The 20,017-nt window shown below is 50.3% G+C and carries 19 protein-coding genes; 11 read left to right on the top strand and 8 right to left on the bottom strand.

Going from position 1 to position 20,017, the window contains the following annotated elements; all coding sequences use genetic code 11:
• Positions 1-22 precede the first annotated feature (22 nt).
• The 3 genes from nagZ to A1332_RS11260 are packed head-to-tail and all read left to right on the top strand — an operon-like array spanning position 23 to position 2,317.
• Positions 23-1,039, top strand: a complete 1,017-nt coding sequence (nagZ, locus tag A1332_RS11270; RefSeq protein WP_064008582.1) for a beta-N-acetylhexosaminidase — start codon at positions 23-25, stop codon at positions 1,037-1,039.
• Complete coding sequence (locus A1332_RS11265; RefSeq protein ID WP_064008632.1) at positions 1,032-1,577, top strand: hypoxanthine-guanine phosphoribosyltransferase; 546 nt, start codon at positions 1,032-1,034, stop codon at positions 1,575-1,577. The genes nagZ and A1332_RS11265 overlap by 8 nt, the downstream gene beginning before the upstream one ends.
• Positions 1,574-2,317, top strand: a complete 744-nt coding sequence (locus A1332_RS11260; protein ID WP_064008581.1) for an S-methyl-5'-thioinosine phosphorylase — start codon at positions 1,574-1,576, stop codon at positions 2,315-2,317. The genes A1332_RS11265 and A1332_RS11260 overlap by 4 nt, the downstream gene beginning before the upstream one ends.
• 94 nt (positions 2,318-2,411) lie before the next feature.
• Here the strand turns inward: A1332_RS11260 and A1332_RS11255 are convergent, their stop codons facing one another.
• Positions 2,412-2,606 (bottom strand): hypothetical protein, encoded by a 195-nt coding sequence (locus A1332_RS11255; RefSeq protein ID WP_020482153.1) that lies wholly within the window; start codon positions 2,604-2,606, stop codon positions 2,412-2,414.
• 122 nt (positions 2,607-2,728) lie between these two features.
• Here A1332_RS11255 and A1332_RS11250 point away from each other — a divergent pair, with 122 nt between their 5' ends.
• Positions 2,729-3,190 carry a thiosulfate oxidation carrier protein SoxY gene (locus A1332_RS11250; RefSeq protein ID WP_064008580.1) on the top strand — a complete coding sequence of 154 codons (462 nt, stop codon included), beginning with the start codon at positions 2,729-2,731 and terminating at the stop codon, positions 3,188-3,190.
• The gene (gene soxZ / locus A1332_RS11245) at positions 3,191-3,502 is read left to right on the top strand and encodes a thiosulfate oxidation carrier complex protein SoxZ (protein ID WP_064008579.1); all 312 of its coding nucleotides are present in this window, start codon (positions 3,191-3,193) and stop codon (positions 3,500-3,502) included.
• Positions 3,503-3,510: 8 nt separating this feature from the next.
• On the opposite strand, the gene A1332_RS11240 is transcribed toward soxZ, so the two are convergent.
• Genes A1332_RS11240 through A1332_RS11225 form a run of 4 tightly spaced genes read right to left on the bottom strand, consistent with a single transcriptional unit; the run spans position 3,511 to position 7,034 of the window.
• Positions 3,511-4,470 carry a beta-ribofuranosylaminobenzene 5'-phosphate synthase family protein gene (locus A1332_RS11240; protein WP_082879649.1) on the bottom strand — a complete coding sequence of 320 codons (960 nt, stop codon included), beginning with the start codon at positions 4,468-4,470 and terminating at the stop codon, positions 3,511-3,513.
• A gap of 34 nt (positions 4,471-4,504) precedes the next feature.
• Positions 4,505-5,182, bottom strand: coding sequence for an HAD family hydrolase (locus A1332_RS11235; protein WP_269454653.1), 678 nt, complete (start codon positions 5,180-5,182; stop codon positions 4,505-4,507).
• The gene (locus tag A1332_RS11230) at positions 5,179-6,105 is read right to left on the bottom strand and encodes a hypothetical protein (RefSeq protein WP_064008577.1); all 927 of its coding nucleotides are present in this window, start codon (positions 6,103-6,105) and stop codon (positions 5,179-5,181) included. Before A1332_RS11230 ends, A1332_RS11235 begins: the two co-directional genes overlap by 4 nt.
• 2 nt (positions 6,106-6,107) lie before the next feature.
• Positions 6,108-7,034 carry a diguanylate cyclase gene (locus A1332_RS11225; protein ID WP_064008576.1) on the bottom strand — a complete coding sequence of 309 codons (927 nt, stop codon included), beginning with the start codon at positions 7,032-7,034 and terminating at the stop codon, positions 6,108-6,110.
• A gap of 158 nt (positions 7,035-7,192) precedes the next feature.
• Here A1332_RS11225 and A1332_RS11220 point away from each other — a divergent pair, with 158 nt between their 5' ends.
• From A1332_RS11220 to A1332_RS25645, 6 genes are all read left to right on the top strand, one after another.
• Positions 7,193-8,749, top strand: coding sequence for a Re/Si-specific NAD(P)(+) transhydrogenase subunit alpha (locus tag A1332_RS11220; RefSeq protein WP_064008575.1), 1,557 nt, complete (start codon positions 7,193-7,195; stop codon positions 8,747-8,749).
• A gap of 10 nt (positions 8,750-8,759) precedes the next feature.
• The gene (gene pntB, locus A1332_RS11215) at positions 8,760-10,148 is read left to right on the top strand and encodes a Re/Si-specific NAD(P)(+) transhydrogenase subunit beta (RefSeq protein WP_064008574.1); all 1,389 of its coding nucleotides are present in this window, start codon (positions 8,760-8,762) and stop codon (positions 10,146-10,148) included.
• Between the two features lie 747 nt (positions 10,149-10,895).
• Positions 10,896-11,210, top strand: a complete 315-nt coding sequence (locus A1332_RS11210; protein ID WP_064008573.1) for a CU044_2847 family protein — start codon at positions 10,896-10,898, stop codon at positions 11,208-11,210.
• A 24-nt stretch (positions 11,211-11,234) separates the two neighbouring features.
• Positions 11,235-14,696: a S1 family peptidase gene (locus tag A1332_RS11205; protein ID WP_197491445.1), complete on the top strand. Its 3,462-nt coding sequence runs from the start codon at positions 11,235-11,237 to the stop codon at positions 14,694-14,696.
• Between the two features lie 475 nt (positions 14,697-15,171).
• Entirely contained in the window at positions 15,172-15,414 is a 243-nt protein-coding gene (locus A1332_RS25650; protein WP_197491444.1) for a hypothetical protein, read from the top strand.
• On the top strand, positions 15,390-15,653 hold the full coding sequence (locus A1332_RS25645; protein ID WP_197491443.1) for a hypothetical protein: 264 nt from the start codon (positions 15,390-15,392) through the stop codon (positions 15,651-15,653). The genes A1332_RS25650 and A1332_RS25645 overlap by 25 nt, the downstream gene beginning before the upstream one ends.
• Before the next feature lie 485 nt (positions 15,654-16,138).
• Here A1332_RS25645 and A1332_RS26305 read toward each other — a convergent pair whose 3' ends face one another.
• From A1332_RS26305 to A1332_RS11185, 3 genes are all read right to left on the bottom strand, one after another.
• Complete coding sequence (locus tag A1332_RS26305) at positions 16,139-17,791, bottom strand: ATP-binding protein (protein ID WP_064008571.1); 1,653 nt, start codon at positions 17,789-17,791, stop codon at positions 16,139-16,141.
• Positions 17,788-19,062 (bottom strand): HD-GYP domain-containing protein, encoded by a 1,275-nt coding sequence (locus tag A1332_RS11190; protein WP_064008570.1) that lies wholly within the window; start codon positions 19,060-19,062, stop codon positions 17,788-17,790. The genes A1332_RS26305 and A1332_RS11190 overlap by 4 nt, the downstream gene beginning before the upstream one ends.
• Positions 19,063-19,482: 420 nt before the next feature.
• Positions 19,483-20,010: a hypothetical protein gene (locus A1332_RS11185; RefSeq protein WP_231890270.1), complete on the bottom strand. Its 528-nt coding sequence runs from the start codon at positions 20,008-20,010 to the stop codon at positions 19,483-19,485.
• Between the last annotated feature and the right edge of the window lie 7 nt (positions 20,011-20,017).

Raw genomic sequence — 20,017 nt, 5'->3', positions numbered from 1 at the left:
TCCATTTTCACCATTTATCACCATGAAACCACAAGCTATCGGCCCGGTCATGATAGACATTGAGGCCCACAGCCTCAGCGCGCTGGACAAAGAAAAAATTGCTCACCCCAATACCGGCGCGTTAATCCTGTTCGCTAGAAATTACGACAGTCCTCGGCAAGTCGCCGAATTGATCAAACAGATCCGCACCGCGCGTCATGGCGACATTTTGATCGCCGTCGATCAGGAAGGCGGCCGCGTACAACGCTTTCAAAACGGCTTTACCCGTCTGCCGGCAGCGGCCTATTACGCCGAGAAACCAGAGTTGGCCGAAGCCGCCGGCTGGCTGATGGCCAGCGAACTGCTGGCGGTGGATGTGGACTTTAGTTTCGCGCCGGTGTTGGATGTGGATTGCGGCGTTAGCGAGATCATCGGCAACCGCTCGTTTTCCCAAGACGCGAAATTAGCCGGCGAACTGGCCGGCGCGTTTCGACAAGGCATGCGCGCTGCCGGCATGGCAGCCACCGGCAAACATTTCCCCGGACATGGCGCGGTGGCGCTGGATTCGCATTTGACCCTGCCAGTCGACGAGCGCGACCTGGAAACTATCCGCCAACACGATTTACTCCCCTTCAAGCAATTGATCGAGCAAGGCATGGAAGCCATCATGCCGGCTCATGTCGTTTATCCGCAAGTAGATCGCTACCCGGCTGGATTTTCCAGCTTCTGGCTGCAAAACATTTTACGTGGCGAACTGGGTTTCGACGGTGCAATATTCAGCGACGACCTGAGCATGGAAGGCGCGGCCAGCATAGGCGACTTCACCGAACGCGCCGGTCTTGCCCAACAAGCCGGCTGCGATATGCTGCTGGTTTGCAACAATTCGGCAGCCGCCGAACAAGTGCTGGATAAGCTGCCTATCAGCCAAAACAGCAAACGCGAACAACGCTTGCAAGCCATGCGCGGCAAATGCCTGCTGGACAAGGACGCCTTGGCAAAAAATGAAAAATGGCAAACAGTTTCCAAACAAATCTCGGAATTTTATGAAACCCATGCTTGAGGAAATCGACATTGTTAAACAGCAAGCGCTGTTATTACACAGCGCCGATGAAGTCGAAGCTGCGCTGGATAACATGGCGGCGGCTATCACCGATAAACTGCAAGACAGCAATCCATTGGTATTGTGCGTAATCAACGGCGGCATCATCGCCACCGGCAAATTGCTAACACGTCTGGACTTTCCGTTAAATCTGGATAGCGTTCACGCCAGTCGTTACCGCAACACCACCTCGGGCAGCGATATTCATTGGCTATTCAAACCGACTACTCCGTTGGCTGGCCGCACAATATTGGTGGTGGACGACATTCTCGACGAAGGCCATACACTGCAGGCTATCGTCGAATATTGCCGTGAACAAGGTGCTAGCGCCATATACACGGCCGCACTGTTCGACAAAGATCTGCAAGTCACCAAACCTATAGAACCCGACTTTATCGGCCTCACTGTCGCCAATCATTATCTGTTTGGCTACGGCATGGATTACAAAGGTTATCTTAGAAATGCGCCAGGCGTGTTTGCCTGCAAGGACGTGTTATGACATTGGCAATCATCGGCGGCACCGGCCTCACCCAGATCGACGAATTAACCATTACCGGTGAAGAACGCGTTATGACGCCTTTCGGCGAGCCGTCTGCACCTTATTTGCTTGGCGAGCTAAACGGCAAGAAACTAGTTTTCCTGGCCAGGCACGGCAATCCGCATCGAATCCCTCCGCACAAGATCAACTACCGGGCCAATATCTGGGGTTTAAAACAGCTGGGCGTGACCGAGATTATCGGCGTCGCGGCAGTCGGCGGTATAGGCTCGGAAATGGCGCCGGCCGTTATTGCGATTCCAGATCAATTAATTGACTACAGCTATGGCCGGGAACATACGTTTTTTGCCGACGATCTGGAGCATGTCACACATATCGATTTCACTGAACCTTACACACCGGCATTACGCACGTTAATTATTCAAGCGGCGCAACAGGCAAACATTTCGATAAGTACCTCAGGCACTTACGGCTGCACACAAGGACCGAGACTGGAAACAGTCGCCGAAATCAAACGCATGGCTAACGACGGTTGCGATTTGGTTGGCATGACCGGCATGCCGGAAGCCTCGCTGGCGCGGGAATTGGGTTTGGCTTATGCGAACATCTCGGTGATAGCCAATTGGGCGGCCGGCGTAATCGACGGTGAAATCACCATGGCCGAGATCGAGAAAAATCTGGAAATAGGTATGGCCAATGCCATCGCCTTGCTGAAAGCAACGGTATTGTTTAAGGACTTGTAGAAACAGAAACGGATTTTGACGGGGCCCGGATGCCCCACCAAAATCCGCGAATTTGGGAAACGCAGATCACATTTCCCGAAACGCTGAAAAGGGCTTATCTTTTCGCGCCACCGCTGTGAAGTACATCATTGCGGTAAGCTGAGTTGGCGGAGTCTTCGGCGATATTTTTTGCCGCAGTAGCATATTTGTCATGCTCGGCATTTTTTACCATCAGTACAGCGCCAGCCGCCAATACGACAGCAATGACGATATAGAGCCAGAAATTATCTTTTTCTTGTACTTCACTCATTTTGTACCTTCCTTTTGTTGTTTGTGATGGTGGTGCTGAAAAAATTTCAACGGGGCAAAAGATAACAAGCGGAGGCTTATTTTTTTTGATATACATCAATATTTTTATGGTTATTAAATTTTATGCCTAGCACCCGCCGCCTATTTCTAAAGCACTCCGGTATTTTGCTGGCCGGGGCTTTGTTGGCAGGCAAGCCCGCAAGCGCAGTTGCCGAGCGGTTGGCAAAGTATTTTGCCGCCGAGGACTTTGCCACCCTCTACGCCCAATTTATCGATCAGCGAACGGTGATTGATAGCGATAAACTCAATTTGATTCTGCCCGAGATTGCCGAAGATGGTGCGGTGGTGCCGGTGAGCATTGCTAGTGAGCTGGACGGCATCGAGAAACTTTATCTATTCGCCGATAAAAACCCTACTCCGCTGCTGGCGGAATTCGAACTCACGTCACTGATAGTGCCCTTCGTCACCGCGCGGATTAAATTAGCCGAATCTTGCAACGTGATTTTGCTTGCGGAACACAACGGTGAGCTACTGCGCACCAGCCGCTGGGTCAATGTGATGCGCGGCGGCTGCGGAACAGGTTGAATGGCTAACAGTATAAAAATCAGAAGCCAACGGCGCGACGGCTACGTAGAAGTTAAATTGCTGATCTCGCATCCGATGGAAAACGGCCGCAACCGCGATGCCAACGGTGAGTTGATTCCGGCGCATTTTATCGAGCATTTGCTGGTTAAACTAAACGATCAACTGATTCTAACCGCCAATATGGCCGGCAGCATATCCAAAAATCCGTTTTTTACGTTTAGATTAAAAACAGGAAATAGCGGCGATAGACTCAGCGCCGAATGGACTGACAATAGACAAAGCAAAGATAGCGCCGAGCATGTGCTCGACTGAAGCAAACGCTAACTAACAATAATTTCGGCTGTCTGATTTCGAGCGCTGGCCACCAAAAAACTCAACGGCGATGCGGCGAATTGCGCTTCCAACCGAGCCAGTAGCTCCGCCGCGCGTTGCGGATCGGCAACCGCACAAAATCCGGTCGGCCCCCACGAAGTCTGACCTATCGCCACCGCTCCTTGCCCTGCCAGACTAGTCATCGCTGCCGCGACATCCGGGCTGGTAAATACCCCGCCTTGTACCGGCGCGAAATGCTCACCCACCGCTTGTTGCAACGAAGTAATGACTTCGCCGAACTTATCAAGATCGCCTTCAGCCAGAGCCGGCAAACCCTGCATCAGCAGCAAGTAACACAAGCGTTCGGCCTGTGCTTGGGGAAACGGCGGCAATTGCTGAAAAGCGCTGACTTCCTGTTCGCCGTGCAAACCTTGGCCGCGTTGATCGAATACCAAAATAAATCGCCAGTCTTCAGGCACAGCCATTTGCGCAATAATCGGCGGGGTCTTGGTATCCGGTCCGCGACCGCCATCCACTACCAAGCCGCCTTTTTCAAAGATACCGATACCAATACCGGAACGCGCGCCGCGATCGGAGAGCTGCGCTATTTCCCGCACCGACAGCCCCAGCCCATAAAACGCATTCAACGCAGCACCGACAGCCAAAGCCATTTGCGTGCCTGATCCTAACCCAATATGTTCGGGGATGGCATTCTCTATAGTGATATTGAGTGCATCAGGAACGCCCAGCAACTGACAAAATTGCCGGGTACATTTCAGGGCACGATCAGCTGACGGGCCGCTAACTTGCAGGCTTTCCGCTGCGGTTATGGTGAGCCTGGTATTGATTTCGTTCAGTGCCAAACCAATGCTACCGAAATGCCGCCCCAACGCCCCGCTTAAATCAATAAAGCCCATATGCAAGCGAGCCGGCGCTATCACCGTGACTGTTTGGTACCGCGCTTTCACCACCTGGATTCCGTCAAATAGTAAGGAGCGGGCATTATAGCGGATGATTTTGGCGGGCCGAGATAAAATCGGCCACTTGGTGCAGATCGTCCATTAGAAAATCGGCGTGTTCGGCGGCCCATGCGTCAGCTGGTCGTAACGACGGCACGAAGACGCAAGGCGCTCCAGCGGCCAGAGCCGCGCGGACGCCTGTCGGCGAGTCTTCCAGCACCAAACAATCTTCAACCGGCTGTGCCAATTCTGCGGACGCGCGCAAAAAAATATCCGGGGCGGGCTTGGCGGCGCGCACCGTATCGCCGGCAACAATACAGGAAAAAATATCCGTCAATCCGGCCCAGGCCAGGCACTGTTGCGCCGCCGCGAGTGGGCTATTCGTTGCCAGACAGAACGGCAAACCGTGCAGAGCTAATACGTCCAACACGGCAAAAAAACCGGGTTTTACGGCGATACCGTATTGCTGCACATGCGCGAGCCAATAAACGCTACTTAATTGCTGAAACTTTTCCAGATTGAAACCAAGCCCGCATTGCTTTTGCAAACGCTGAGTAACTGTCTTTCCCGAGCAACCGGACAAGCCATCCCAAAATTCGGCCGGCATCGTAAACCCAAGCTCATCGGCCGCAGCCTGCCAAGCTTGCACATAGGTAGGTTCACTATCCAAAACCAGACCGTCCATATCAAAGATAACCGCCCGCCAACGCCGACCTTTCAACGGATTACCTTGATAAATTCGCCTATGGCTTCCCGATTCGAGCCTACCACTATGCGCTGGATACCGTCTTGATCGACTTCTAACTGCCCGGCCACGCGAACCCGTTCCCCGGTTTGTGCTTGACCGTTATAAGTCGCGGTAAAACACACCACGCTATCGACTTGCGGATGTTTAATAACAAACCGAGCGGGATAATCGAAACTGAATTGGTCATCGCACACTTCGGCGTCGATACTGATAAAGCCCAGTTTACGGTAGCTGCGGTCCTGTGCGTCCGGGTCGGCAACCGTTAGCGACAAATCGAATTTGCGCCCATTGATCATGGCCTTGTTGTACTTGCGCAGTTCGTGCCAGACATATTCGTCAAAGGCAAAATCACAGGCTCGCCGCTTATAAGCCTCCAACCAATCCTCGTCGTTTAACGCCTGACAGCGATCTTCGGCAATCAAGGCCTGGACGATATTGCGCGCGCGATGAAACTCGCCGCGCTCGTAGCAAACCAAATCAATATCGGAACTGTGTTTTTGCATACCCACCAGTAGCGAACCGGTCACGCCGAATCGGCTAAGCGCCAAGCCATTGTCCCGCAACAAGCCGCACAGTTTGTGCAAATCGGCTAATACCGGGTCACCGGGGTCGTCAGCCAATAAGCGTTGCAAGACTGGTTGCGGTTGGCAATGCCGGGCAATCGCCGTAACCGGCACGGCATGTAAATGCGCATCGAGCAGCGCCGAGTAATGCAGATATTGCGGGCAATATTGCTCAAGATAGCGATTCGCCAGCTCGGTATCGACCTTGCGCCAAACACCCTCCAGACAGAGGTAGCGCAGAAAACACAACACCTTCCCGTTTTCCTGGCCCTGGGCAACTACCGCGAAAATCAAACCTTCCGCAGTTTCTATAAAATCTTTGGCTCGATACACGATTAAGTTATTTCCACCCGGTTCCGGCCATTATGTTTGGCCTTGTACAAGGCGGCATCGGCCGCTTCTAGCATTTCCCGTTCGGTTTTGTACTGACCAACATAGGTAGCAACACCCAAACTCAAACTAACGCGCCGCGCTTCCGTCTCCTCAACGGCAATATTTGTTTCAAAAACCTGCCGGCGAATAGTTTCGGCTAATGCACGAGCATCCTGTAAAGGCGTGTCGGGCAAGATCGCTACAAACTCCTCGCCACCATAGCGGCAAACTAGATCGCTATTGCGTTCCAACTGTGCCCTCATAACTTTGGCCACCTCAATCAAACAAACGTCGCCTTGTGGATGACCTAAGGAATCGTTGTAGTTTTTAAAGAAATCGATATCGCAAATGATCAAAGACAATGGCGATTTATTGCGGCGGGACAGCGCAAACTGCATGGCAAGATTACTATCGAAATGGCGGCGATTGCCCAAGCCGGTTAATTGATCGCGCAATGACAAGCGCTCCAATTCCAGATTGGCGGCCTGCAATTCCAGTTGGGTTGTTTGCAGCTTTTGCCGCATGACATAAATCCGCTCCATCGCGATCACTGTCAGCCGCAAACGGGTAGGATTCAGCGGTTTAGGCAGATAGGCATCGCCGCCGGCCAAAATACCGTTAACGAACGATTTGTCGTCATCATGCATGGTTAAAAAAATAATCGGAAACCAATCGGCTTTCTTTAACTCGCGGATCGCTTTGGTGGCTTCGAAACCGCTTAGAAACGGCATTTCCACATCCATTAGAATCAAGTCCACATCATGGTCGGCGATATACTGGAGCGATTCGGCGCCATTCTCGGCATAAGCCAACTCATGCCCCATGTCCTTTAGACATTCGGTGACCAGTTGCCTGATCATTTTGCTATCATCGACCACCAATATCTTCATTGTTCTTCTAGTTGGCTTGAGCAGACCCTCGGATTTTAGCGTAATTCGCCACGCCCACAGAAAACAATTGATAAAACCGGTTCAATCCCCTATCCTCGCCCGCTGGCTTTTCGGCCTAATAACAATCCGTTCTTTCCCTCCAAACCTTAGGAGAAATCATGAAAATCGGTGTTCCCAAAGAAGTTCACGACGGCGAAAAGCGCGTCGCTACCACGCCAGACGCCGCGGAAAAAATCATCAAACTGGGTTTTAAAGTACTGGTGGAAAGCGGTGCCGGCGACAATGCCAATATTTCCGATGATGCTTATCGCGCGGCAGGTGTACAAGTCGTCGCCTCGGCACAGGAACTATGGCAAAACAGCGACATCGTCATGAAAGTCCGGGCCCCCGAGTTTCATCCGCAATTGGCTATCGACGAAGTCGATTTGCTGCGCGAAGGCCAGCAATTGATCAGCTTTATCTGGCCGGCGCAAAACGAAGCGCTGATGCAAAAGCTCGCAGCAAAAAAAGTCTCAGTGCTGGCGATGGACAGCGTGCCGCGTATGTCCCGCGCGCAAAAGATGGACGCACTCAGCTCCATGGCCAACATCGCCGGCTATCGGGCGATAGTGGAAGCCGCCCAACATTTCGGCCGCTTCTTCACCGGTCAGATCACCGCTGCCGGTAAAATCCCTCCCGCCAAAGTGTTGGTGATCGGTGCCGGCGTCGCCGGTCTGGCTGCCATCGGCGCCGCAAAAGGCATGGGTGCCATTGTCCGCGCCTTCGACACCCGTCCGGAAGTAAAAGAACAAATCGAAAGTATGGACGCCGAGTTTCTGATGCTGGATTTTCAGGAAGACGGTTCCGGTAGCGGCGGTTATGCCAAAACCATGTCCAAAGAATTCATCGAAGCCGAGATGGCCTTGTTTGCCCAACAAGCCAAGGAAGTGGACATTATCCTCACCACCGCCTTGATCCCCGGCAAACCCGCACCGGAACTGATTACCGCCGAGATGGTGGCTTCGATGAAACCCGGCAGCGTCATCGTGGATTTGGCCGCCGAACAAGGCGGTAACTGTGCCTTGACCGAGAAAAATCAGGTAGTGGTCAAACACGATGTGACCATCATCGGTTACACCAATTTGCCCAGCCGCTTGGCCAATCAATCCAGCCAGCTTTACGCCACCAACCTGCGGCATCTTCTCACCGACCTGACCCCCGGCAAAGACGGCAACACCGTCATCAATATGGAAGACGAGGTGATTCGCGGCGCCACGGTAATTAAGGAAGGCAACATCACCTGGCCGCCACCCCCGCCTAAACTGTCCGCCGCACCCAAACAAGCTGCGGCGACCGAAACGGCTGCTATCACCGAAACCAAATCTCTGTTACCGGAACCGGTTAAACAATGGCTGCCGATTGCATTGGCTGCTCTGGTGTTCTTTGCGGTAGGCGCGACGGCACCTACCTCGTTTTTATCGCACTTCACAGTATTTGTGTTGGCTTGCTTTGTCGGCTACCAGGTGATTTGGAACGTCTCACCGTCGCTACATACGCCATTAATGAGCGTAACCAACGCCATCAGTGGCATTATCGTGATCGGTGCCTTGGTGCAGGTGTCCTCAGCTGAATCGACAATCGGCATTTTGTCGGCGGTGGCCATTCTGATCGCATCCATCAATATTGCCGGCGGCTTCCTGGTGACGCGCCGCATGCTTGAAATGTTTAGAAAATAAGGAGAGCTACATGTCAAACGGTCTAGTTACAATGGCGTACATTGCGGCCTCGATTCTATTCATACTCAGCCTCAGCGGCCTGAGCAAGCAAGACACGGCCCGCCAAGGCAACTATTACGGGATGACCGGTATGGCGATTGCGATTATCGCCACGGTATTCGGCGGCAGTGTGACCGCCTACGTGATACTCACGATTGCCCTGCTGATCGGCGGCTTCATCGGTACTAAAGCCGCCGCCAAGGTGGAAATGACGCAAATGCCGGAGTTGGTGGCGTTAATGCACAGCTTGGTCGGTATGGCAGCAGTGTTGGTCGGTTACGCCAACGCCATGGATCATTCCAATAGCTTGGTCGGCGCCGAAAAAACCATCCACGAAGTAGAAACCTACATCGGTATATTTATCGGTGCGGTGACATTTTCCGGCTCGGTCATCGCCTTCGGCAAGCTCTGCGGTCGCATCAGCGGCAAACCGATCTTGCTGCCGGCGCGGCATTGGTTGAATCTGGCCATGTTGGTCGCCACCGTGATCTTGGGCGGCAGCTTTTTGAGTGCGGCTGAAAGCGGTGGCGGAATGATTCCGTTGGCGATTATGACCGTTATCGCCCTGGTATTTGGCGTACACATGGTGATGGCCATCGGCGGCGCCGATATGCCGGTGGTGGTATCGATGTTGAACAGCTATTCCGGCTGGGCCGCAGCCGCTACCGGCTTCATGCTCAGCAACGACTTGCTGATCGTCACCGGCGCCTTGGTGGGCTCCAGCGGGGCGATTCTGAGTTACATCATGTGCCGGGCGATGAATCGGCACTTTCTCAGCGTCATTGCCGGCGGTTTTGGCAGTGCGGGCGGTGAAGCGGCGGAAGTGGTCGGCGACGTGCAGCCCATTGAAGTCGAAGAAACCGCACAATTACTGCGCGACGCCAAAGAAATTGTGATTATCCCGGGCTACGGCATGGCGGTGGCGCAAGCTCAGCATACGGTCAATGAAATCACCAAATATCTGACCAGCCACGGCAAAAAAGTCCGTTTTGCGATTCATCCTGTTGCCGGGCGGATGCCGGGCCATATGAACGTGTTGCTGGCGGAAGCAAAAGTCCCGTATGACATCGTCTTTGAAATGGACGAAATCAACGAAGACTTCCCGCATGTCGATGTCTCCATCGTCATAGGCGCCAACGACATCGTCAATCCATCAGCCTTAGACGACCCCAACAGCCCGATAGCCGGCATGCCGGTCCTGGAATGTTGGAAAGGCGCCACCACCATCGTCCTGAAACGCTCGATGGCCTCCGGTTACGCCGGCGTCGGCAACCCGCTGTTCGTGCATGAAAACACCCGCATGCTGTTCGGCGATGCCAACGACAAATTGCAGGGATTGTTGAAGGCTTGGCAGGGCTAAATCTGAGGTAACTTATCGACCCGTAATTGCCAACTTTAGTTGTTGGCAATTACGTCAAACAAAATGGCGGGCTTTATCTTTAAATATTGGGAGGATTATTCAGCCTTCCTGGAATGCTTTCCATTGCCGCAATATGAATTGACCAAGGTTCGGCACGGGAGTTGATACTCTGTCCCGCTCATGGGACATTCAAACTGCCATGGCTCGATAGACCCAAAGCCATCTGACGATTTTGACGGGCAAATTCCGACCCGTTGCCGTCAGCCACTTGTTTAGATTCAATGTCGGCAATTAGATCATTACCAGTCATAATTGCTTTACTACCGATGATATACGAAAAGAAATACGTAGGTTGATTGATTGATTGATTGATTGATTGATTGATTGATAAATTTTCGTATAGTGGAGCAGTTGCTGGTAAATATATAGTTAACTAAGTTAGGCTGTTACAGCAAGGCGATTCTCCTAACTAGCTTTTGTTAAAACAATTTTGGCCTTCTACTTAGCAAGGATCAAGATTAGCTGAACAGAGTGATTTGTAGCTTGGATTTTTTCTATTTAGAATGACTACATTGAGCTTTGTATCTGCTAATCGAGGTTGCCAATTTGTATGTGTTATGGGTTTTAGAGGAGTTATTTGAACGATACGGTTTGGTTCATGCCCACTATTACGGTCTTTTTTCTATCCTCATAATATTTCTCGAGAAATATTAAATTTTTAATTTCGTCTTAAATTTGGAGCTAACAATGAACGTCGTAGAATTTGATGTGGATACCGTAAAGATTCGTTTCGAAGCACCTAAAGGTGCGTTGGTTCAGGGGAAGAGCGACGATGGTAAACCTACACTTCTTGCAAAGGCCGCATCCACATTAGAAGAGGCTGCCACGGCTACTGGCAAATTAGTCGAAATATTTTCAAAGAACTTGATATCACCAGATATCGAGTCCGTAGAAATTGCCTTGGGTATAAAACTCGAAGGCCAAACTGGATTTTTGTTCGTTAATTCTAAAGCTGAAGCAGCAATTACGGTCACAGCTACAATGAAACCTAAGAAAAAGTAGACATTCTGAATCGGAGAGTGTTTCGTGCCACCGAAAACCGCACCACCATGTTCATTACGCTTTCGCCGTTCCGTCGTCCGTGTTGATTGTGGTTCAAAACATGGCACTGCGTTTCTCATCGATAGTAAAGGGCTCTTTCTAACTGCGCGTCACGTTGTCACGGGAGAGCGAGGTAATGTGTCGAAAATCCTGCTTTCTGTCCGTGAGGGTGTGGAGTTTGAAGCACATATATTAGACGAAGCGCCGTCGCGCGATTTGGCATTGCTTATAGCAGAATTGCCTGATGACCGAAGATTAAAACCAGTGGCGATCTCTGCCCCTTGGAGTGTAGGTCCTGTAGCCATTTTTCACATGCTTCATCTCAAAGATGGTATTGTCGCGCCTCTACGTGCAGAGTTCTCTTCAGTTAGCCTGAGCGCGGTCAATTACGAAATTGACTACGAGATTACAACAATCGACAAGGTATGGACTCATAGCGGCCTAAAAATTGAAGGAGGAATAAGCGGAGCCCCCGTGGTATCGGAGAGAGACGACTCAGTCGTTGGGGTTGCATGTGCTGGAGCGGATGAGATCAGCTATGCTTTTTTTGTGCCTCTGGTTACGCTACAAAATGAACCACTAAGTAAGGCTCAATCTATCTCTCAAGCGGTCTATGGGGCAATGGAGAACGCCACACGCCTCGGGCGGCTTCCAAACAGACGCGGCGTAACCTTAAGAAGTTGGCAAGCCACTCGTAACGCTGTCCAGAGCTTAGCAATTACGGGGGTCTATGAACGCACTTATGCCATCAGCAGACCATCATTGCAATCCGCTATAGATAATTTTCTTAAAAGCGAAGCAATTGTTTCGATACTTGCCGGGGCTTCAGGTGTCGGAAAGAGTGCCAGCATAGCCTATATGCTCCGCCGCATCCGATGGAACCGGCCGATCATGTACTTGCGCGCCACACAATTTATCGTAAACAAGCATCCTCTCCAAGAAGCTTTAGCACATGCACTTGGGCTATCCGATACCAATACGCTCAATGAGTTCCAGCCCTTTCAACCGCCTTACCCCCTCCTGGTTATTGATGGTCTGAATGAATTAACACTGCGCAAGGATGAATGGCCGAATTTCATTTCACAGGAATTACCCGTATTCATCGCGCTGCTTAAATCCAAAAATTGGAAGCTTCTCCTGACTACACGTACCGAGCACCTCGACATATTCGACCATCTACCCGACTTACTCAAACGTTCACTTTATCACCCTTTCTCAGAAGTTCAGGATGAGAAACCACCTTACGAGGTGTCTCATATTCGCTTGGAGAGTTTTAATAGGAGTGAATTCGATGAATTGAGAGCGCGGTACGGACTCCCACAAGATATCCCTTTCGCTGAACTTCGTCATCCCATTGTGTTTAAAATCATGGTGGAGGCACATGGAACATCAGAAAGCAATCGGATTCGAGTTCGAGAGATTCTCGCAGAGTATGTTCGCAAAACCGTAAAAAAAATTCATACTCGTTGTTCCAATAGGGCTCCTGACAAAATATTCTCGATCATCGAAAATTGGACGGCGCTAAAAGTGAAGATGGCACTCGGCTATATTCCTAGTGATGCTATTAACGAGGCTCGCGATGAAGAGATTGCGGAGGCGGCTGTAGCAGAGGGTTTGTTCGAACGTGTTCCTTGCGGATATAGATATGTGTACGATGAAATATTTGAATTCGTACGCGCGAAATCTTTAGCGCACGAGTTGTTGACTCTGACATGCGAAAATCTTAACAACGTAACAAATGTCATCTCATCTTCGGTTGAGGGCGGTTTAACGGCTGGAATTATTGCGCGAGCACTGGAGCTTATCGAGAATCAAAGTCCTGCCTGGGTCAAAGAATTTGCTGTGAAATGGTCGAGCGAGCTGGAAGTTAGTCAGACGTTTGATCTGCATAACCAATATTTGGCGGTTGAAATTTTATCGCGTGTCGAGAAAGGCGGGCCTCTCGATCAGGTCAAGGACATATTGCAAATCTTGCGAGTTGACAAGGAAGACGGATCTAGTAATGGCTGGGGTGAAATTAGCAACCTGCCAAAGGCGGTATCGTTCGATCATATCTCCTATGCCTTCGACCTCAAGCGGGCATGGCTTATGGTTTGCAACGCTGTTAAGGCCAATCCTAATTCAGACAGTCATCCGTTTCGTTGGAAAGATATCGGTACTAATTATGATGGTTCCTGGGATTCTGCAAAGTTTAAATTAGAGAACATGGAACGTTATAAAGTTCTACGACACATGATTGATGGTTATCCAAAAGAGACGTTTGCCAAACTGGTACAGGGTCTGGCAGAAACAGTAGAGGTAGGTCGTGAACACAGCTTAGCGTCATTTTGTGCACAAGTAATATCCATCTATATTGATCGCTTTCCACTATTAGAAGTAGTTCGCGCTGTTGTTCTAGATAACTATATTCCAGAGGTTGTTCAGCGGTTAGCAGTGAATCGTGGCGAAGAAATACTTGAGCTTTTATTCCATCCACGCCTAAGATTATACGAAGCGCCATCTAAAACATCAAATTGCTTGTTTACAGTGAGGAGTGTTCGCCCAGACCTCACCTATGAAGTGGAGTTAATAGCTAAGAAAATGGTGTTTGATTACGATGCTCCCATTTGCCTTTTCATAAATTTAATATCTAACTTTGACTCCGATCACCAGTGTAAATTAATTCAAACACGACTGGTCGCTGAATGGAACGATGGACTGGCTAACATAATGCAACTGGACGTAGCAATGCAAATAGGACTCGTGTCATTTGAGGAAATGGTTGAGTTTTATTCACAGCGACTTAGAAATGGAAGTTTTACGTATCTTGGTGAAGATATGAGACTGATGATGGGTAATCTCAGCAATAAGATTAGATTGACGATTGATCCAATCTTACAAGCTCAACAAATTGACTTAGTAATTGAAGCCCTCTGCCGTCCATGTTTAGGTCAATTTGGTTACGACGGTTACGATTTAATTATCGCTGCGGAGGAGCTGCTTTCATGCATTCTTCCTAATAAAACAAATCCAAAGGCTCTTCTCGCCTATATTAATGATGTATGCCATTTATACCCACAAAATGCTGAGATCCTAAAGTATTTTTTATATGCCAGGCATGACGATAAGATTGCGTGGCAAAGTTTAAAATGTAGGGTTTGTGATGTTATTTTCGCTAACGTAGCTGATTTAGACGTTTTGGCATCAATCCTACGGCATGGCTGTGAACAGTCGCACCAGCCGGAAATTTTAAGGTATTTTTCCGAAAGTATGTTTCGAAATATTGGTGAAGAAGCTGTCTTCAAAATAGTCGTTGACTATATTTCAATGTACCGTGAATTTAATTTTCTCCCAGAGGGAACGATTTGCTTATGTCAATTGCTGAAGCAGATCGCCCCAAATACTTACGAACGCTATCGAGAACATTTGGACTGGGTGCTTGATGATAACCAGCAATTTGATTTGTAAGTAGATAATTGACAATGCTGCTTTCTAACAAATAGGTTAATCCTATGTCAATCAAGCCTCTATAGTTGAACTGACAGGCACGTATCCATTCTACTGCTGTCGGTGAGAGTCGAAATACAGTCGTGAGCTTTTTGACGAACTCGAACCTTTGAATTGGATAGTCATCAGCCCAACCAAACGACTCGTCGGCATTGCGATCAAATTTAAATCCGTTAACAAATCAACCCCTCTAATTATTCGGGTTTGGATAGGTTTGAATCCTTGCCGATTTTCCACTACACTCAGCCGGCAACCGACAGGCGAATCATGATAGGCGTTTATTCGACATATTTTGCTGATCGGTTGTTTAAATAGGCAGTTTAAGCATGTAGCGACTGCTATCTCTCTACTCTCACCTTAAATTATCGGGATTCGATCCGTTCGATGCAGACATCGACAGGCATCCCGGTATCAATTTTTTTGACAAGGAGCGATTATGAACAACGATTTAGTCAAGGGCGAACTCTCCGCCGACCAGCAGAATGCCGTGATGGGTTTGATCGGTCAAATTCAAAACCTGTTACCGTTTTTGATCGATTTAAACGCCGACGAGCGCAGGGCCTTGCCCAAGCTGGGCGACAAGAGCCGAGCGTTTGTGGACCAGGGCTTGTATTGGCCGTGCAAAATCCCGGCATTTTGCCCCGCAGTTTCGATTTGGACGAATATCAGCGCGACGTGACCTTAGTCCGGCAGTTGGAACCGCTGGTGTTGGCCTTGGGCCAGCTGCAAGGCCGGCTGGAGGATACGTTTTTGGCGGCGGGCAGCGATGCTTACAGCCAGACTTTGCTGGTGTATCAAGCGGCGAAACTGGCCTGCAAGAATGGCGCTCTGGAACAGCACCTGGACGGTTTGAGTCGCCGCTTCGCCAGAAAATCGACCAGCGCGACCGCCGCGGCAAATATCCCGTCCGCTCACTAATCACCCTCTCCGATTCGACTTATTTTCTTGGCCATTGGACAAATTTACTTCAACGGCCAAGCTTTTTTCTCGATCATTGAACAAAATAACTCCAACGTTTTAGCTCGGAGCTTGAACGATGCAGCTTCGGCGGAGAATGGTTGAGAAAATAACTCGGCCGTTCCGGGTCAGAGCTCGATCAATTGAGAAAACTTCTCGGCCAATTGAGCTCGCAGCTTGGTCTTTCGAGAAAATTTCTCGGTCATCCGAGCTCCGAGCGTGATCGATGTAGAAAATAACTCGAACGTTGCTGATTGGAAACGTAATCACGGACTCTCCCGCCGGAACAATTCCCCAAAACACAACAGCTGTTCGCCATTTGTCGGGGGGAATAGGCATAACGGCAAATTCGCTGAAGAGAAACCACATAGTCAGATCGAATTATCCTGATTACCGCGACCGTTTATCATGGTGGATTGCCTATCGGCAAAATGGCGGAACGCCTGTCAGCTAGTCCGCGGCAAAAGTACCCGAAAGCAAGTGCCCTTTCCGAGTTCGCTCTTCACCTCTATCCGCCCACTGTGCTTTTTAACAATCCCATAGGATAGCGATAGACCCAGGCCTGTACCCATACCGACCGACTTGGTGGTAAAGAACGGATCGAAGATTTTTCCAAGCTGTTCGGGTCTGATGCCCTTGCCGGTATCCTCCACCTCAACCCAGACATTTTTCTCATCATGACCGGTGCGAATCGTAATTCGACCGTGCTCCTCGATCGCCTGCACCGCATTGATCAGAAGGTTCATGAACACCTGGTTAAGTTGGGACGCGATGCAGTTGACCTCCGGGATTCCGCCATATTCCTTGACGACGTCGGCTTTGTACTTGATTTCGTTCCACACCACATTAAGCGTGCTGTCGAGACCCGACTCAAGATTCGCCGATTGCTGTTCCAATTCGCCGACGTGAGAGAAATCCTTCAGATCCTTAACGATGCGCCGCACCCGCTGCAAGCCGTCGAGAGATTCCGCCAGAAGATTGCCGATGTCGCCGCGCAGATAGCCGATATCGATTTCCTGCTTCAGATGCGTAATATCTTGCAAGGCCTCGTTCACCAACGTATCTTCGATCCGTTCGTAAGCCGCCAGCAATCTGAGCATCCCATCGACATACTCCTGCAAGGTACTCAAGTTGGAGTTGACGAAGCCAATGGGATTGTTGATCTCATGAGCCACGCCGGCAGCAAGCTGGCCAATCGAAGCCATTTTTTCGGATTGCAGCAGTTGCATCTGGGTTTCTTCAAGTTGCCCGATGAGCTCCTCTTGACGCGCCTTCTCGGCCAGCAATTGCGTATTCGCCATTTGCAGGGAGGCAGTGCGCTTATGCACCTGCTCTTCGAGTTCGTCTCGGGAATCGCGCAAAGCTTCCTCGGCCCGTTTGCGTTCGGTGATGTCGTTGAAGCCGAAGACACGGCCGATGATGTGCTCACCCAGATATTGCGGCCGCGATCTGCATTCGAAAATCCGGCCATCCTTGAGACTCAGGATATCTTCGGTTTCTGTGTTGCCGACCAGCTCCCGCAGGCGAACACGAAATGCTTCCGGCTCGACGACCAGCCCGGCAATGAACTCGAGAATATCCGCTTCCTCCCTCTCAAGCAGCAAGTCGTCCGAAATGCCCCACATGCTACTGAACTGGCGGTTCATGTTGGCGATCTTGCCATGCCAATCGATGACCAGAATGCCGTTGCCTGTCGATTCCAGCGTTGCCCTCAATTGGGACAATATCTGGGCCAGGGCATCCTCGGCCTTGTGTTCGTTCTGAACATCCGTGGCCTGTATCAGAATCAGAGGGCTGCCTTCATGCTGAATGACCTTGACGGATTTGGTCACCATCAGCATCGAACCATCGGCGCATTGATAAAGTCCGTCCTGGGTCTCGATATCGAGATATTGGCCGTTACGGACATCTTCCCAATAAAAAACGTCTTGCAATGAACTTTCGATATTGGTGATGGCCATGGTCAGCAATTCCTGTTCCGAATAGCCAAGCATCTTCTCTACCACCTTGTTGGCAATGATGATCCGCAACTCACCGGGTTCAACCAGCAACATCATATGCTGGCTGTAATCAATCATCAGATGTTCGAGGCTGCTCATCTGGCGGTTTGCTCCTGGCCGGGTTGGCTCGGATCGAAATAATAATTGACCCGTTTGCGTGGACTGAGATAGTTGTATATTTCCCGCGGCACCTGCGCCGGTCTGATCGCCTTCGCAATATTCGCATCCGCTTCGCACGCCATGTCCACCAGAATCGCTTCATCCCTGGGGATATCCGCGTCGTAAATGAGCACCAGCGGTTTCATCGGCTTGGCCGTATTGACGGTGACGACCATGCCGATCACACCATTGGAAAACTGCACGATTGTGCCCGGCGGATACACCCCAAGACAACGGATGAAGACCTGGAGCAGTTTCTGATCGAATTTATTGCGCAACTTGGCGAACATCGTCGACAGAGCTTCATGGGGCGTCAGTGCATCGTTAATATTCACCGGGTTGCACAGTTCATCGTAATGGTTGGCAATGACGACAATGCGGGAAAGCAAACCGATCGCTTCGCCTTTGAGCTTACTAGGGTAGCCAGTCCCATCGAACAATTCGTGATGTTCGCTGATGATGGTCAAGACGGCGGGTGCAAGCCCCAGTCGCTGGCCGATACCCACGCCGTACTGGCAATGCATTTCGAATAAATGGCGCTCAGCCTGATTGAGCGGGTCCTTTTTCATAAGGATCTTTGCGGGAATCTCCTTATGACCAATATCGTGGAATAGTGCGCCTATTCCCAAGGTGCTGACTACCTGTTGGGGCAACTGGATGTCGCGCGCCATCATCAGGGACAGCATGGTGACATTCAAGGAGTGGTAATACATTTCTTCGGCACCCGCCTTGCCTATCATGACGTGAATAGCGAGTTCCGGCGCAGAAAGCAGCGAGTCGATAATTTGGTCTACCAATTGTCCCGCCTTGCGCACGGTCTCTGCCGGCATGGTATACAGGTTTTTCTCGATGCCTTGAATCGTTTTAGCGGTATTGACAAAGGCATTTTCAACCCGCACCGCCGCCTCTCGCTGCTGCTGGATGCGCTCGACTAGCGCAAGCTTGGCCGCCAACACCGGCGAAATATCCGGCTTGGCTGCAACCGGTGTCTGCTGTACCTGTTGTGTTTTTTGAGGTAGCGGGTTGACATCGCTGAGGACCGGATCGTAACGAATTGACTTGAGCCCGAGACTCTGGATGGTCTTGATCTGCGCCTCGTTCTTTATCTTGAAATGACTGAACGAGAAAGGGTGATCAAACCATTTCAGATCGAGGTGGATATACAACCCAACCCGCAGCTGATCCATGGTAATGTTGAAGTTATCTTGCATCGGGATTGACAGTCCGATCTACTTTTGTCAAATGGAAAAATGCGGAATGCATGCCGTCTCGCCCAACGCTCCGCCCCCGTCCATTCGAAGTTTTGCGGCCATCTTTAAACGGATGTAGACGCCGCATCAGTGTGTTTGACCGAAAGCGTATGGTAAATAAGGAAAATAAGCAAACCAGGATTCAAGTTGAGTTGATCTCCGTGTCCAACAGAAGCTAGGAAACTAAATGGCGAGGAATTCTCCTCTCTCCAAACCTCTCGGCAATTGCTCCATGCCTTGACCTCTGCATCCATATAGTCGTCCATCAGGAGAGAGTAATTTCTCGACGCTTTGCAGAATCTTGCGATTCGCTGAATAGTTGCAACTTACCAACGTTTGAGTTGGCAATGACATGAAAGTGTTTAGCTTAATTTATGCCGATTACCGGGATCTTTTATCCCGTTCCAGTTCCAAATATTTATGCCGTAAATCGACATAATTGCCGCCTATCCATTGCCAAAATGTCGCCGCTGCTTCCGGATCGGTGCTGATTAATTTCACGGCTATCGCACCGTTGCTGCTGATGTCGGTAATCTGTGCGTCGATATCGATGCTGGCTTTGTTCTTGACGACGCGCCTGTCGGTATCGACCCGAAAAGTCACCGGCTCGCCCACCTGAAAGACGATGTCCCGTTTTAAGCCACCCAAAAACTTCAGGCGATATTCCGGAACGGATTGAAACGGCAATACAAACTCTGCATGCCAGCGAAACGGCGGACATTGGATGGGGCCGCTGTTCTTCGGAAAATGCACGGTGTAGCCATCGTCGACCTTGGCTTTAACCACCCCTCTGGTATAAATTTCGTGACAATTGGTCAGTACCGCGTCGCCCGGCTCCAGGCCGTATTTCGCAGCGTGTACAGACAAGCTATTGAAAGCCAGGATAAATCCCAAAACGATTATTTTCATGCTGCTC

It is taken from the genome of Methylomonas methanica (assembly GCF_001644035.1).
GTDB lineage: Bacteria > Pseudomonadota > Gammaproteobacteria > Methylococcales > Methylomonadaceae > Methylomonas > Methylomonas methanica_A.
Note: the sequence above shows the minus strand (reverse complement) of the source record. Positions and strands in the feature narration are given on the sequence as shown.